Source organism: Burkholderia sp. BCC0097 (genome assembly GCF_902832985.1).
Lineage (GTDB): Bacteria > Pseudomonadota > Gammaproteobacteria > Burkholderiales > Burkholderiaceae > Burkholderia > Burkholderia orbicola.
Map to the genome: position 1 here is coordinate 1 of NZ_CADFDM010000008.1, position 14,213 is coordinate 14,213.

Consider the following 14,213-nt stretch of genomic DNA (forward strand, 5'->3'; position numbering starts at 1 on the left):
GCCATCAAGCGCCCACACTTATCGGCTGTTAATTTTTAAAGAGCATTTCTGCGAGGAATCTTGAACCCCTCAGCAGCGCTGCGTTTTCAGCAGCAGAGAAACGAGATTATGAACCGTGTTTTGCAGCTCGTCAACAACTTTCTGAACAACTTCGTTGCGACTGCGGGGCTCAACTTCCGTACCGCCAAGGCTCGCTACTTCCGAACCCCAACAGCACTGCTTCCCTTCCTCCCGCGCTGCGTTTCCGTTAGCGCGAAAGAGGCGTGATTCTAAGCACCCACTGGCAATCACGCAAGGGGTTTCGCAAAAAATATAAGGTGCCGCACGCTGCCGCGCGCGGCACCTTATATGGAAGCAGCCGAACCGTCAGGAAGCCGCACGCAACTGGCGCACGACGATCTCCATATAGTGATCGAGATCCGGCGTCGCCTTGCCTTCCTCCTTCGCCGTATCGTCCCAGCGGCGCAGGCGCAGCGCGTCCTCCGCGAACGGGCGCCGCAGGAACGCCGCCGCCTCCTCTTCGCTGAAGATGCCGCCCTGCAACGCCAGACTGCGCACCGAGTCCGGCGACAGGCTCTCGAAGTAGCCGGCATTCGTGCGGCACAGGCAGCGCTTCGCGTCGACATGCAGCCGGATCGGCTCCAGCACCGCATCGCCGAACAGCGGCCGCAGGAACGGCAGCACGTAATACTGATGCAGATCGTCGATCCCGCGCGCGCTCGGCGTCTCGCCCTGGCGGTTCAGCAGATGGCCGAGGTCATGCAGGAACGCCGCCGCGATCAACGCTTCGTCCGCCCCGGACTCCTCCGCCAGCAATCCGCTCTGCAAAGCATGCTCCAGCTGCGTGACCGGTTCGCCGCTATAGGCCACGTGGCCATGCTCGCGATACAGTCCGTGGATCTCTTCCACCGTCAGCGCCATCTACTCACTCCCAAGGCAGCGAAAACGTCTTCAGGTTCGTGAAGCTCTTCATCGCTTCCTGGACGCCTTCCTTGTAACCGAGCCCCGAATCCTTGATCCCGCCGAACGGCGATAGTTCGATCCGGTATCCCGGCACTTCCCACACGTTCACCGTGCCGACCTTCAGCTCGTTCACGAACCGCACGACCGCCGCCGTACTGTCCGTACAGACGCCCGACGACAGCCCGAATGCCGTGCCGTTGCTGATCCGGATCGCGTCGTCGATCGTATCGAAAGCGATGACGGGCGACACGGGGCCGAAGGTCTCCTCGCGCACGATCGTCATCGACGGATCGACGTTGTCGAGTACGGTCGGCGCATACAGCGCACCGCGCCGCACGTTGCCGGTCAGCAGGCGCGCGCCCTGCGCGACCGCCTCGTTCACCCGTGCCTCGAACAGCCGCGCCGCCGCCTCGTCGATCACCGTGCCCATTTCGTTCGCGGGATCTAACGGATCGCCGTATTTCCATGCGCGCGTCTTCTCGACGAGCAATTCGGTGAACGCGGGCGCGATCGAGCGCTGCACCAGCATCCGCTTGACGGCCGTACAGCGCTGGCCCGAATTCCGGTACGAGCCGAGCACCGCCAGCGATGCCGCGCGGTCGAGATCGGCATCGGCGAGAACGATCAGCGGATCGTTGCCGCCCAGCTCCAGCACGATGCGCCGGTAGCCGGCCCGTGCGGCAATCGCCTTGCCGATCGCAACGCCGCCCGTGAACGTAATCAGCGACGCATGCGGATGCGTGACGAGTTCGTCCGCGATCTCGGCCGGGTTGCCGGTCAGCACCTGCAGCATCGGTTCCGGCAGCCCGGCTTCATACAGCAGGTCGGCCAGATAGAACGCCGACAGCGGCACCTTCTCCGACGGTTTCACGATCACGCGGTTGTTGGTCGCGATCGCCGGCGCGATCTTGTGCGCGACCTGGTTCATCGGATGATTGAACGGCGTGATCGCGACGATCACACCGTCGAGCGGCTGGCGCTGAGAGAACACGCGCCGCGCCTTGCCGTGGGGAGTCAGGTCGCACGAGAAACTCTGCGCGTCGTCGCGCAGCGCCTCGACCGCCGCGAACTTCAGCACGTCGGCCACGCGGCCGATCTCGTAGCGCGAGTCCTGTTTCGACAGCCCCGACTCGAGCGTGATCAGGTCGGACGCTTCCTCGGTGCGCTCGCGCAGCAGCGCCGCCGCCCGTTCGAGAATCTGCGACCGCTCGTAGCGCGTGAGCGTCGGCCGGTAGGCCATCGCGTAATCGAACGCCGCGCGCACGTCGTCGACTCTGGCGAGCGGCGCGGTGCCGACGCGCGTGCCCGTGTACGGGTCCGTGACGTCGAGCGTGCGCTCGCGCATCGCATGCGTGCCGCACCAGCGCAACGCCTCGGCGCGAAACGACGGATGATCCTGCCGCGGATGAGCCATCATGTCGCGATCCGGTTCAACACGAAATCGAACACGTCGAAGTTGCGCGGGCGACGTGCGGGATCGTCCCGCTCGATACGGCGATTGAACAGCAGCGGCACTTCCTGCTCGGATACGCCGCCGTGCGAACGCAGCGGCACCGTCAGACCCGACAGATCGTGTTCGCGCTCGCGCGTGCCGAGCGTCATGTCGCGGCGGCCGATCACGACGAGATCGCCGATCCGGTCGGCCGGCAGTTCGAAACGAGCGGCGGCTTCCGCGTTGTCGAGTACGAGCTCGACGCCGTCGAGTCCGCCGACGCGCCACATCGCCTCGGCCCGGTCGACGCCCGGCGCCAGGTAGATCGTCGCGAACGAACCGAGCGCACCGTGGTGCACGACGTACGGATCGGTAATCGGCAGGATCACCCGCGCAGCCTGCGTGCCGTACCAGCCGTCGAAGGCATCCTGCAGATAGATCACGTTCGGCCGGCCCGTCGCCGGATCGTGCTTCGCGTTCATCCCGTGGTCGGCCGTGACGCCGATCGCCCAGCCAAGCGCGTCGAGCTGCGCGAGGTAACCGTCCATCATCGCGTAGAACGCGTTCGCGCCGGCACTGCCCGGCTCGCACTTGTGCTGCACGTAGTCGGTGGTCGACAGGTACATCAGGTCGACCTGCCGCGTCTGCGCGAGCCGGACGCCGGCCGCGAACACGAATTCGGACAACGCCGCGCTATAGACGTCCGGCGACGGCAGGCCGACCCAGTCGAGCACGTCGACGATGCCGTTTTCCGCGAGATTGGCCTGCGCCGCCTTCTCGGCCGAAAAGCAGACGCCGTTCAATTGCCAGCCGAGCAGCCGGCGCAGCTTGTCCTTCGCGGTCACGACGGCCACCCGCGCGCCGGCGTCGGACGCCGCCGCGAGCAACGTGCCGGCCCGCAGGTAGGCCGGGTCGTTCATCATGACTTCGGCGCCGCGCCCGCCATCGGCGGCCGGGTCCCAGAAATAGTTGCCGCAAATGCCGTGGACCGACGGCGGCACGCCGCAGACGATCGACAGGTTGTTCGGGTTGGTGAAGGTCGGCACGACGCAATCCGCACGCAACGCGGTGCCTTGCTCGATCATCCTGCCGATGAACGGCGCGACGCCGGCTTCCACCGCGCATTCGAGATAGTCGTACTCGCAGCCGTCGACACAGACGACGACGGTCGGCTCGACCGGCAGCCGGTAACGCCGGCCGTTGACGTCGATCGAGCGTCCCGCGAGATCCGTCGAACCCTTGCCGACGGCCGGTTGCTCGCCGGGGAGCCGCAATGCGAACGCGGCGTTCATGATGCCGCCCGCTTGCCGCGCGGCACGCGCGCGGCGATCAGCAGCAGCGCCGCGAGCGACGCGCCAAGCATCAGCAGCGACAGCGCCGAGGCGGGCAGGTAGTAACCGCGCTCCACCTGACCGATCACGACGATCGGCACGGTCGCGAAACCGGGCGGATACACCGTCAGCGTTGCGCCAAGCTCGCCGAGCGATAGCGCGAAGCCGAGCGCTAGGCTCGCACGCAGCGCCGGCACGAGCTGCGGCAGCAGCACGCGGCGCAGCACCATCGCCGGCGGCGCACCGAGGCTCGCCGCGGCTTCGCGCAGCACGGTCAGTTCCGGGCGCAGCGCGGCGGCCGCGCAGCGATAGCAGAACGGCAGAATCAGCGCGAGCTGCACCAGCACGACGATCGCCGCCGAGCTCGACAGGTCGAGCGGCTTCTGGTGATACGCGATCAGCACCGCGAGCCCGAGCACGACGCTCGGCACGCCGTTCGGCACCATCACGAGCGCGTCGACGAGCGCGCCGAGGCCGCGCCGGTCGCGCCCTTCGAGCGCGAGCGCCAGCCACAGCCCGAGGATCGTGCCGAGCGCCGATACGCCGAAACCGATTTCGAGGCTGGTCAGCAGTGCGTCGTATTCCGGCGAGCCGAGCCGCTGGAACCAGCGCAGGCTGTAGCCGGCCGGCAGAATCGTGCCCGACCATTGCGTCGACACGCTCGACAGCGCGACGACGACGACCGGCAGCACGAACAGCCAGAAGCACGCGAATGCGGCCAGCGCGAGCGCGGCCCGCGACGCATGCTTGAGCAGCGCGTCGGTCCAGCCGATCTGGTGACGCGGCACGGCCTGCCCGATACGGAATTCAGCGGACATCGTTCCCTCCCGTCGCACGCCGGTTCACCCGGCGATAAACCGCATACAGCGCCAGCGACAGCGACAACATCACGACCGCGCCGGCCGACGCGGTCGGCAGGTCGAGATCGACGGTCGCGCTGCTGTAGATCGCGACCGGCAGCGTGACGAGCCGCGCACTGCCGAGCACGAGCAGGATGCCGAACTCGTTCAGCGTCAGCAGAAAGCACAGCACGGTGCCGGCGGCGATGCCCGGCCATGCGATCGGCAGCACGACGCGGCGCGCGAGCATCCAGCCCGGGGCGCCCAAGCTGCGCGCGGCTTCGATCAGCCGCAGGTCGAGCGTCGCGAACGACGCGAGCGTCGGCCGCACGACGAACGGCGTGTAGAACACGGTCTGCGCGAGGATCACGCCGCCGATGCCGAACAGGAAATCGAGCGGCGGGTTCTCGAGATGGAAGAGGTGCTGCAGCGCGATGCTGATGGAGCCCTGCGAGCCGTACAGGAAGATCAGCGTGAACGCGACGAGGAACGACGGAAACGCGACGTACAGCTCCAGGAAGCGCGTGACGAGCGACGCGCCCGGGAACGGCCTGAAGAACAGCAGCGCGGCCAGCAGCACGCCGAGCACCGACGCGGTGCCGGCGCTCGCGAACAGCACGCCGAGCGTCGTCAGCAGCACGTTGCGCGTGTCGGGGTTGCCGAAGAAAGTCCGGTACGCGGCGAAGCTCAGCCCGTGATCGCCGGACACGCTCAGCAGCACGAGGCGCACCAGCGGATAGACGACGAGCGGGCCGAGCACGACGATCGCGAGCGCAGCCAGGTGCAGGTCGCCGATGCGCCTGCGGCGCCGCGCGGCGGCGGCATGCGCGGCGGCCGACGCGAGCACGCGCGGCGGCAGGCTGGCTTCAGGGCTCGATAAGGACGACATCGTCTGCCTCGTAATGCAGGGACACGCGCGCACCGCGCTCGGGAGCCGCGCCGCGGCCGCGTTGCATCGTGACGCGTACGGGCTCGTCGGGCGCCGCGTCGATCACGACCGCAATCGACAGGTCCGCGCCCTGCCATTCGACGGACGAAACGGTGCCGTGCAAGCCGCCGGCCGCGGGCGGCATCACGGTCAGGCGCTCGGGGCGCACGCAGGCGACCTTGCCGCGCACCTCGTGGCGCGGATCGCCGAGCGGAAAGATCACGTGCGGCGGCAGCAGGTTCGCCGGGCCGAGATAGCGCGCGACGTAGCCGTCCCGCGGCGCGTCGTACAACTGTTGCGGCGTGCCGAGCTGCGCGATGTGACCGTCGCGCATCAGCAGCGCGCGATCGGACAGCACGAGCGCATCGTCGCGGTCGTGCGTCACGCAGACGACGGTCAGGTTCGGCAGGCGCTCGTGCAACGCCTTCAGTTCGCTGCGCACCGACGCGCGCAGGTTGGCGTCGAGCGCCGACAGCGGCTCGTCGAGCAGCAGCACGTCGGGCTCGATCACGAGCGCGCGGGCCAGCGCGACGCGTTGCTGCATCCCGCCCGACAGTTGCGCCGGCAGATGATGACCGGCATCGCCGAGCTGCACGAGCTTGAGCGCATCGGCGACGCGGCGCGTCACTTCCGACGACGCCATGCCGCGTGCGCGCAGCCCGAATGCGACGTTCTCGAACACCGACAGGTGCGGGAACAGCGCGTAATTCTGGAACAGCAGACCGAGATTGCGCTTGTGCGGCGGCGCATAGGTCAGGTCGCGTCCGGCCACGGTCAGCGTGCCGGTCAGGCCGTCGGCCTTCACGAACCCGGCGATGAAGCGCAGCAACGTGGTCTTGCCGCAGCCGCTCTTGCCGAGCACGGTCAGAAATTCACCGGCGCCGATCGACAGCGACAGATCTTCCAGCACCGTGCGTGCGCCGTAGCGCACGCTCAGATGCTCGATCTGCACGCCGCCCGGCGCGCCGGACCGCAGCGTCGCATGCGGTTCGGCGGCGCCGAATGCGCCGGGATGGGTCAGGGTGGTGTCCACCGGGTTCATCCTCTTGCTCGCTGATACAGGCGGCGTGTGCCGGTCACTTCGGCTTGACGACGTCGAGCTGCTTGCCCGAGCTGCCGATCACGTCCTTCTTCCAGCGCTCGATCCATTCCGGCTTCTTCGCCATCACCTGGGTCCAGTCGACCGGAATCAGCTTCACGCCCGCGATCGCCTTCTTGACCGCCTCGCCGTTCTTGCCGGCCAGCGGCACGTCGGTGCGGCCCGGGATGCCGTACATGTCCGGCACCTTCGACTGCACTTCCGTCGACATCAGGTAGTCGATCAGCTTCCTGCCGGCATCCTGGTTCGGGCCGCTCTTGATCAGGCCGATGCCGTACGGCAGCTGGAACGTGGTCGGCTGGTCGCCGGCCTTCGCGGCCAGGAAGATCGGCTTGACGGACAGCGCGCCGTGCTCGGCGTCGTCGAGGTCCATCTGCAGGTCGCCGTTCGCGACGCTGATCTCGTTACGCGACAGCAGCACGTTCAGGTAGCCCGTGCCCTTCGTGTGGAACTTCACGCTCTGCGACAGCTTCGCGAGGTAGTCGAACGCCTTGTCCTCGCCCATCAGCGACGTCGTCAGGATCAGCACGGCCATCCCGTCGCCGGCCGTGGCCGGGTTCGAGTATGCGACCTTGCCGGCATAGCTGGGCGACAGCAGGTCGGCGAACGTCTTCGGCTGGTTCTTCACGACGTCCGGGTTGATCGCGAACGAGAAGTAGTTGTTCACGAACGTCGCCCACGTGCCGTCCTCGGCCTTCGCGATGGCCGGCACGTTCTTGTAGTTCACGCTCTGGTACGGCTGCAGCAGGCCCATCTGGCCGGCTTGCTGGATGAACGGCGGCAACGTGACGATCACGTCGGCCTTCGGGGAATTCTTCTCGATGTTCGCGCGGTTCACCACCTCGCCGCTGCCTGCCGTCACGATGTTGACCTTGACGCCTTCCTTCTTCTCGAAAGCCGGCAGCACATCGCGATAGAGGTTCTCGAGGCCGTCCGCCGTGTACAGCACGACCGCGTTCGCCGCGTGCGCCGGCATCGCGACGCCTTGCAGCAGGCCGGCGGCACAGGCGGCCAGCGCGAGCTTGCGGAACGCGCCGGCAGCGGCGCGCGAGGGTTTCTGCAGTGTCATCTCACTTCTCCGTAGGCGGAACACCAAACGGCCGGGGCACGATCCGGCTCTCCTGTTATCTCCGGGCAGGCCGCTGGACGGCCCGCCGCACTGCCGCGCTCAGGCTGGTGTCGCGCGGCAACCGAAGGATCACAGCGTTCGATGACAAAGCCGTGACGAATGCCACAATCTCCAAAAAATGACACATTTTGCCACTATCATGCAAGTCATCCAGAAATGCCGCCCGGCGTTTCGTCCGCCCTTCGCTGGAGATAAAAGCCATGCCCGACCCGATCCTGCTCACGCCCGGCCCGCTCACCACGTCCGCCACAACACGCCACGCAATGCAACATGACTGGGGGTCGTGGGATGCTGCTTTCAATCAGATGACGGCCAGCGTCTGCGCGGATCTCGTCGCCATCGCGCATGGCGGAGACGAGTACGTGTGCGTGCCGATGCAGGGCAGCGGCACGTTCTCGGTCGAAGCCGCGCTCGGCACGCTGGTGCCGCGCGACGGCGTCGTGCTGGTGCCCGACAACGGCGCGTATTGCGCACGCATCCTGAAGATTCTCGGCCGGCTCGGCATCGACGCGATCGCGTTGCCGTTCGGCGAGGACGCGGCCGTCGACGCGGCGGCCGTCGAAGCCGCGTTCGTGCGCGAGCCGCGCATCACGCACGTCGCGCTCGTGCATCTGGAAACGAGCGCCGGAATCCTGAATCCGCTCGACGCGATCGCGGCCGCATGCCGGCGGCACGGCAAGCGGCTGATCGTCGACGCGATGAGTTCGTTCGGCGCGTTGCCGATCGCGCTGGCGGACAGCGGCATCGACGCGCTGATCTCGGCCAGCGGCAAATGCCTGGAAGGCGTGCCGGGAATGGGATTCGCGATCGTGCGGCGCGACGCGCTCGACGCGAGCGAAGGCAACTCGCCGTCGCTCGCGCTCGATCTCCACGATCAGTACGCGTACCTGCGCAAGACGGGACAATGGCGCTTCACGCCGCCGACGCACGTGATTGCCGCGCTGCGCGCCGCGCTCGACCAGTACCTCGCCGAAGGCGGCCAGCCGGCGCGTGGGGCGCGCTATGCGGACAACTGCCGGACGCTGGTCGAATCGATGGGCGCGCTCGGCTTCGTGCCGTTCCTCGACGCGAGCGTGCAGGCGCCGGTGATCGTCACGTTTCACGCGCCCGACCATCCGGCCTACGATTTCCGCCGCTTCTACGACGCGGTGCGCGGCGCGGGCTTCATCCTGTATCCGGGCAAGCTCACGCGGCTCGAGACGTTCCGCGTCGGCTGCATCGGCGCGATCGATGCGGGCGATATCCGGCGTGCGGTCGCCGCCATCGCGGCCGCGGCCGAATCGCTCGGCATCGCGATGCAGCAAGCATGAAGTGGCGCACATGCCGGCCCGCCCACCGGCGCGCGCAAATAAAAAAGCCCGGCGGCCGATTGGCCGCCGGGCGAACGCACCCTGTGTGCGGGGAACCAGTGCCTACAGCTCGATCCGCTTGATATCGCCGACGACGAAGATGTACGACAGCGCACCGACCAGCGCGATCACGCCGATGAACACGAGCGCGCCGACGAACGAGCCGGTCGACGCGACGATGAAGCCGACGACGAGCGGCGTGATGATGCCGGCGAGGTTCGCCGCGAAGTTGAAGATGCCGCCCGTCACGCCGAGCAGTCCGTCCGGCGCGATGTCCGACACGAGCGTCCAGCCGAGCGCGGCCATCCCCTGCGCGAAGAATGCGACCGACATGATCGCGATCACGGCTTCGTTGCTCTGCACGTAGTTCGCGAGAATGATCGTCGACGCGAGCAGCAGGCCCGCGATGATCGGCAGCTTGCGTGCGAGGTTCGCGGATTTGCCGCGGCGCAGCAGCCAGTCGGAGAAGATCCCGCCGAACATCACGCCGACCGACGCGGCGATGAACGGCATCACCGCGAAGAAACCGATCTTCAGCCAGCCCATGTGGCGTTCGGTTGCCAGATAGGTCGGGAACCAGGTCAGGAAGAACACGAGCGTCGAGTTGCCGGCGAACTGGCCGAGGCAGATGCCCGCGAGCTGACGCTTCTTCACCAGCTTGCCGACCATCGACCAGCTGAATTTCGGCTGCGCCGGCTTGTCGCCCTTGTCGCCGGTCTTGCGCGCACCGTGCACGAGACCGCCACCAGCTTCGATGTACGCGAGTTCCTCCGAGTTCGCGCCCGGATGGTTGCGCGGCTCGTGGTAGAACTTCCACCAGACGAGGCCGAACGCAATGCCGACCGCGCCCACGACCCAGAACAGCGAGCGCCAGCCGAATGCGCCCATCAGCGCGAACAGCACGGGGCTGAAGAACGCGAGGCCGATGTATTCGCCGACGGTATAGGTACCGGTCGCCATCGCGCGTTCGTTCTGCGGGAACCACGTCGCGACGACGCGGCTGTTGGTCGGGAAGCATGGCGCTTCCGTCACCCCGAGGCCCAGCCGGCATGCGAGCAACGTCGCGATGCCCGGCACGAAGCCTTGCAGGAACGTGCACAGCGACCACAGCGTCATCGACCAGTAATAGGTGACCTTGCTGCCGAAGCGGTCGAGGAACAGGCCGCCTGGCACCTGCATCGCCACGTACGTCCACGAAAACGCGGAGAACATGATGCCCATCACGGCCGCGTTGATGCCGAGTTCCTTGGTGAGCTGCGGTGCAGCCACGCCCAGCACGGTGCGGTCGAGATAGTTGATCATCGTGCCGATCGCGAGCAGCGCGAGGATCTTGTAGCGCGCCGATGTGCGCCGGACCGTGCCGGCCGCCTGCGCCGGCGCGGCGCTCGTGTGGGTGGTGTGCTGCATGGTCGTCTCCTGGTCTCTTTCTGTGTCTGTAAGGGGGTCAGCGCGCGACGAGCGACTGAAAATGACCGAACATTCGCTCGGCGTCGGGCGTGCGCCCGGTGAAGAGCTCGAACGCGTCGACGGCCTGGTACACGGCCATCCCGCCGCCCGGCAGCGTCGCGCAGCCGGCCGCGCGCGCGGCGTGGATCAGTTCGGTTTCGAGCGGGAAATACACGATGTCGGCCACCCACATGCCCGCGTGGAGCAGGTCGGCCGGCAGCGGCAGGCCCGGATGCTTGGCCATGCCGGTCGGCGTGCAGTGGATCAGGCCGGTCGCGGCGCGCATCGCGGCCGCGAGATCGCTGCCCGGCGTGACGCGAGCGGCGGGAAAGCGCTGCTGCAATTCGCCCGCCAGCCCAGTGGCGCGCGTGCCGTCGACGTCGAAAATCGTCAGTTCGGCCGCGCCCATCTGCAGCGCCGCGTGCGCGACGGCCGCACCCGCGCCGCCCGCGCCGAGCTGGACGACGCGTTCGAGCGACGCGCCGGGCAGCCCGCGGCTGAACGATTTCGCGAAGCCCGACCAGTCGGTGTTGTGGCCGATCCGCTTGCCGTCCTTGAACAGCACGGTGTTCACCGCGCCGAGCGCGCGCGCGTCGTCCGACAGCGCGTCGAGGTGCTCGATCACGCGCTGCTTGCACGGGTGCGTGATGTTCAGCCCGTTGTAGCCCATCCGCTGCGCGGCGTCGAGCAGCTGCGGCAGCGCGTCGGCGGTCACGCCGAGCACATCGAGATCGATGCGCCGGTACACGTAGCCGAAGCCCTGGCGGAACCCTTCTTCCTCGTGCATCGCGGGCGACAGCGAACCGCCGATGCCCTGGCCGATCAGGCCGATCAGAAACGACGGGCGACTCATCGTGCGGCTCCCTGCGCGAACACCGTCGCCAGGCGCTGCAGCGCGAACACGTAGCCTTCGGTGCCGCAGCCGCAGATCACGGCTTCGGCGATCGCCGAGATATACGAATGGTGGCGAAACGCCTCGCGGCGATGGACGTTCGAGATATGCACTTCGATCACCGGCTTCGCGATCGCGGAAAGCGCGTCGGCCAGCGCCACCGACGTATGCGTATAGGCGGCCGGGTTGATCACGATGCCGTGCGTGTCGTGACGCGCGGCATGCAGCCAGTCGATCAGCTGATGCTCGGCGTTCGACTGACGGAACTCGATTTCCAGTCCGAGCCCTTCCGCCGCCGTGCGGCAGCGCTGCTCGAGATCGGCGAGGGTTTCCGCGCCGTAGATATGGGGCTCGCGCGTGCCCAGCAGATTGAGGTTCGGGCCGTTCAGCACCAGCACCTTGTGCTTGCTCATGTGATGTTGCTCCAGAAACGGGGGCGAACCGTTAGCCGACTCCGCCCCCTGACGTCAAGATTTGGCGCTAGTGTGCGCTTGCGCAAGCTCAATGTCTTTCCGGGTTTTCGCTAATTTGTACCATCTAGTTAGTTTGTACAATACGGATCACTAGCCCAGTAAATTCGGGATATGGCGCCCGCGCCGAACTCAACGACTGGTTCATTCAGGGTCGGTTCAGCGGGCGTCGTGCCCCGCTCATCCGCAGGAATCGCCCATGCAGCGCTCGATCGCCACCGTCTCCCTGTCCGGCACGCTCGCCGAGAAGCTCGCCGCCGTCCAGGCCGCGGGCTTCGACGGCGTCGAAATCTTCGAAAACGACCTCGTCTACTTCGACGGATCGCCGGCCGACGTCCGGCGCATGGCCGCCGATCTCGGCCTCGACATCGTGCTGTTCCAGCCGTTTCGCGACTTCGAGGGCGTGAGCGCGGCCCAGCTCGCGCGCAATCTCGACCGGATCAAGCGCAAGTTCGACGTGATGCATGCGCTCGGTACCGACCGCATCCTCGTCTGCAGCAGTGTGGCGGCCGATACGATCGCCGACGACGGATTGCTCGTCGACCAGCTCGGCGTGCTCGCCGAGGCCGCCCGGCAGGCCGGCGTGGTGGCCGCGTACGAAGCGCTGGCGTGGGGCCGCGTCGTGAAGCGGTACGGCCACGCGTGGAAGCTCGTGAACGCCGTGAACAGCCCGCACCTCGGCCTCGCGCTCGACAGCTTCCACACGCTGTCGCTCGACGATTCGCCGGACGGGATCGCCGACATCCCCGGCGACCGAATCGCGTTCGTGCAGATCGCCGACGCGCCGAAGCTCGTGATGGACGTGCTCGAATGGAGCCGCCACTACCGCTCGTTCCCGGGCCAGGGCGACTTCGACCTGGCGCGCTTCACCGCGCGCGTGATCGAGTCGGGTTATACGGGGCCGCTGTCGCTCGAGATCTTCAACGACGGCTTCCGCGCGGCGCCGACCGCGCTCACGGCCGCCGACGGCCATCGCTCGCTGCTCTATCTGGAAGACCTGACGCGCGCGCGGCTCGCCCAGGAGGGGATCGCGCCGGCCGCCAGCCAGCCGCTGTTCGCGCCGCCCGCGCCACCCGCGCACGTCGGGTTCCAGTTCATCGAATTCGCGGTCGACGCGCAGGCGGCGGCGACCGTCGGCGAATGGCTCGGCCGGATGCGCTTCCGGCTCGCCGGCCGGCATCGCTCGAAGGACGTGACGCTGTTCCAGCACGGCGCCGCGTCGATCGTGCTGAACGCCGAGCGCGACTCGTTCGCCGATGCGTTCTTCCAGCAGCACGGACTGTCGCTGTGCGCGTCCGCGTTTCGCGTCGACGACGCGAAAGTGGCGTTCGAACGCGCGGCCGGCTTCGGCTACGCGCCGTTCTCCGGCCGGGTCGGGCCGAACGAACGCGTGCTGCCGAGCGTGAAGGCGCCGGACGGCAGCCTCGAGTATTTCGTCGACGAAGCGCCGGATACGCCGACGCTGTATGAATCGGACTTCGTGCTGACCGACATCGACGGCCCGACCGAGGTCGGCCCGCTGACGGGCATCGACCACGTGTGCCTCGCGCTGCCGGCCGACGCGCTCGACACGTGGATCCTGTTCTTCAAGACGGCGTTCGGCTTCGAGGCCGAGCGCAGCTGGCTCGTGCCCGACCCGTACGGGCTGATGCGCAGCCGCGCGGTGCGCAGCGCCGACGGCTCGGTGCGGATCGCGCTGAACGCGTCGGTCGACCGTCATACGGCCGTCGCCGAATCGCTCGACCGCTACCACGGCACCGGGTTGAACCACGTCGCGTTCCGCACCGACGACATCGTGAAGACGGTCGCCGCGTTCGCGGCCGACGGCGTGCCGTTCCTGCGCATTCCGGCCAATTACTACGACGACCTCGCCGCGCGCTACGCGCTGCCGGACGAGCTGATCGACACGCTGAGCGCGCATCACCTGCTGTACGACCGCGACGAGGACGGCGGCGAATTCCTGCATGCGTATACGGAACTGGTCGACAACCGCTTCTCGCTCGAGATCGTCGAGCGGCGCGGCGGGTACGACGGCTACGGCGCGGCGAATGCGGCCGTGCGGCTCGCCGCGCAGGCGCAGCGGCGAAAATAAGGACAGGACGCGGAGTTTGGGGCCGGACCGTGCTCGCGATTGGGCGATCAACGGGATGAGCCCCCTCCCTCCCGCGCCATCGGGGTATATCGCGCCGCCGGGCCCGCGCGGCCCGTCACGGTCGTGTCGGAAGCCGCGCGTCGCCTGACGTTACATGCCGTAACTCATACCGCAGTGCAGCATTGCGTCGCCCGCCCCCGTTTTAAGAATCGCTTAAGTCTTCGACGGCACCATCCGCAACCA

General features: G+C 67.5%; 13 protein-coding genes. 3 read left to right on the forward strand and 10 right to left on the reverse strand.

Annotated elements, in window-relative coordinates; translation table 11 throughout:
- The first annotated feature begins 60 nt into the window (after window positions 1–60).
- Entirely contained in the window at window positions 61–267 is a 207-nt protein-coding gene (locus HWX07_RS25890) for a hypothetical protein (RefSeq protein ID WP_175878167.1), read from the forward strand.
- Window positions 268–366: 99 nt separating this feature from the next.
- Here HWX07_RS25890 and HWX07_RS25895 read toward each other — a convergent pair whose 3' ends face one another.
- Genes HWX07_RS25895 through phnS form a run of 7 tightly spaced genes read right to left on the reverse strand, consistent with a single transcriptional unit; the run spans window position 367 to window position 7,661 of the window.
- Window positions 367–921 carry a phosphonate degradation HD-domain oxygenase gene (locus HWX07_RS25895; RefSeq protein WP_175878168.1) on the reverse strand — a complete coding sequence of 185 codons (555 nt, stop codon included), beginning with the start codon at window positions 919–921 and terminating at the stop codon, window positions 367–369.
- Between the two features lie 4 nt (window positions 922–925).
- On the reverse strand, window positions 926–2,380 hold the full coding sequence (gene phnY, locus HWX07_RS25900) for a phosphonoacetaldehyde dehydrogenase (RefSeq protein ID WP_175878169.1): 1,455 nt from the start codon (window positions 2,378–2,380) through the stop codon (window positions 926–928).
- Complete coding sequence (phnA, locus tag HWX07_RS25905; protein WP_175878170.1) at window positions 2,377–3,687, reverse strand: phosphonoacetate hydrolase; 1,311 nt, start codon at window positions 3,685–3,687, stop codon at window positions 2,377–2,379. The genes phnY and phnA overlap by 4 nt, the downstream gene beginning before the upstream one ends.
- A complete protein-coding gene (gene phnV, locus HWX07_RS25910) occupies window positions 3,684–4,544 on the reverse strand; it encodes a 2-aminoethylphosphonate ABC transport system, membrane component PhnV (protein ID WP_175878171.1) in 861 nt (286 codons plus the stop codon). The genes phnA and phnV overlap by 4 nt, the downstream gene beginning before the upstream one ends.
- On the reverse strand, window positions 4,534–5,454 hold the full coding sequence (gene phnU / locus HWX07_RS25915) for a 2-aminoethylphosphonate ABC transporter permease subunit (protein WP_175878172.1): 921 nt from the start codon (window positions 5,452–5,454) through the stop codon (window positions 4,534–4,536). The genes phnV and phnU overlap by 11 nt, the downstream gene beginning before the upstream one ends.
- A complete protein-coding gene (gene phnT / locus HWX07_RS25920; protein ID WP_175878173.1) occupies window positions 5,432–6,535 on the reverse strand; it encodes a 2-aminoethylphosphonate ABC transport system ATP-binding subunit PhnT in 1,104 nt (367 codons plus the stop codon). Before phnT ends, phnU begins: the two co-directional genes overlap by 23 nt.
- Window positions 6,536–6,569: 34 nt before the next feature.
- Window positions 6,570–7,661: a 2-aminoethylphosphonate ABC transporter substrate-binding protein gene (phnS, locus tag HWX07_RS25925; RefSeq protein WP_175878174.1), complete on the reverse strand. Its 1,092-nt coding sequence runs from the start codon at window positions 7,659–7,661 to the stop codon at window positions 6,570–6,572.
- A 260-nt stretch (window positions 7,662–7,921) separates the two neighbouring features.
- Here phnS and HWX07_RS25930 point away from each other — a divergent pair, with 260 nt between their 5' ends.
- A complete protein-coding gene (locus HWX07_RS25930; protein ID WP_175878175.1) occupies window positions 7,922–9,031 on the forward strand; it encodes a 2-aminoethylphosphonate--pyruvate transaminase in 1,110 nt (369 codons plus the stop codon).
- A gap of 102 nt (window positions 9,032–9,133) precedes the next feature.
- Here the strand turns inward: HWX07_RS25930 and HWX07_RS25935 are convergent, their stop codons facing one another.
- From HWX07_RS25935 to aroQ, 3 genes are read right to left on the reverse strand one after another with little or no spacing between them, the layout of a single operon-like run.
- Window positions 9,134–10,477: an MFS transporter gene (locus tag HWX07_RS25935; protein WP_175878176.1), complete on the reverse strand. Its 1,344-nt coding sequence runs from the start codon at window positions 10,475–10,477 to the stop codon at window positions 9,134–9,136.
- A gap of 37 nt (window positions 10,478–10,514) precedes the next feature.
- Window positions 10,515–11,369 carry a shikimate dehydrogenase gene (locus HWX07_RS25940; RefSeq protein ID WP_175878177.1) on the reverse strand — a complete coding sequence of 285 codons (855 nt, stop codon included), beginning with the start codon at window positions 11,367–11,369 and terminating at the stop codon, window positions 10,515–10,517.
- On the reverse strand, window positions 11,366–11,821 hold the full coding sequence (gene aroQ, locus HWX07_RS25945; RefSeq protein ID WP_175878178.1) for a type II 3-dehydroquinate dehydratase: 456 nt from the start codon (window positions 11,819–11,821) through the stop codon (window positions 11,366–11,368). Before aroQ ends, HWX07_RS25940 begins: the two co-directional genes overlap by 4 nt.
- A gap of 256 nt (window positions 11,822–12,077) precedes the next feature.
- Between aroQ and HWX07_RS25950 the strand changes: the two genes are divergently transcribed.
- A complete protein-coding gene (locus tag HWX07_RS25950) occupies window positions 12,078–13,970 on the forward strand; it encodes a sugar phosphate isomerase/epimerase and 4-hydroxyphenylpyruvate domain-containing protein (protein WP_175878179.1) in 1,893 nt (630 codons plus the stop codon).
- The last annotated feature ends 243 nt before the right edge of the window (window positions 13,971–14,213 follow it).

Coding starts and splice junctions, on each gene's coding strand:
- HWX07_RS25895 (WP_175878168.1), bottom strand. CDS start 921: ATGGCGCTGACGGTGGAAGAGATCCACGGACTGTATCGCGAGCATGGC.
- phnY (WP_175878169.1), bottom strand. CDS start 2,380: ATGATGGCTCATCCGCGGCAGGATCATCCGTCGTTTCGCGCCGAGGCG.
- phnA (WP_175878170.1), bottom strand. CDS start 3,687: ATGAACGCCGCGTTCGCATTGCGGCTCCCCGGCGAGCAACCGGCCGTC.
- phnV (WP_175878171.1), bottom strand. CDS start 4,544: ATGTCCGCTGAATTCCGTATCGGGCAGGCCGTGCCGCGTCACCAGATC.
- phnU (WP_175878172.1), bottom strand. CDS start 5,454: ATGTCGTCCTTATCGAGCCCTGAAGCCAGCCTGCCGCCGCGCGTGCTC.
- phnT (WP_175878173.1), bottom strand. CDS start 6,535: ATGAACCCGGTGGACACCACCCTGACCCATCCCGGCGCATTCGGCGCC.
- phnS (WP_175878174.1), bottom strand. CDS start 7,661: ATGACACTGCAGAAACCCTCGCGCGCCGCTGCCGGCGCGTTCCGCAAG.
- HWX07_RS25930 (WP_175878175.1), top strand. CDS start 7,922: ATGCCCGACCCGATCCTGCTCACGCCCGGCCCGCTCACCACGTCCGCC.
- HWX07_RS25935 (WP_175878176.1), bottom strand. CDS start 10,477: ATGCAGCACACCACCCACACGAGCGCCGCGCCGGCGCAGGCGGCCGGC.
- HWX07_RS25940 (WP_175878177.1), bottom strand. CDS start 11,369: ATGAGTCGCCCGTCGTTTCTGATCGGCCTGATCGGCCAGGGCATCGGC.
- aroQ (WP_175878178.1), bottom strand. CDS start 11,821: ATGAGCAAGCACAAGGTGCTGGTGCTGAACGGCCCGAACCTCAATCTG.
- HWX07_RS25950 (WP_175878179.1), top strand. CDS start 12,078: ATGCAGCGCTCGATCGCCACCGTCTCCCTGTCCGGCACGCTCGCCGAG.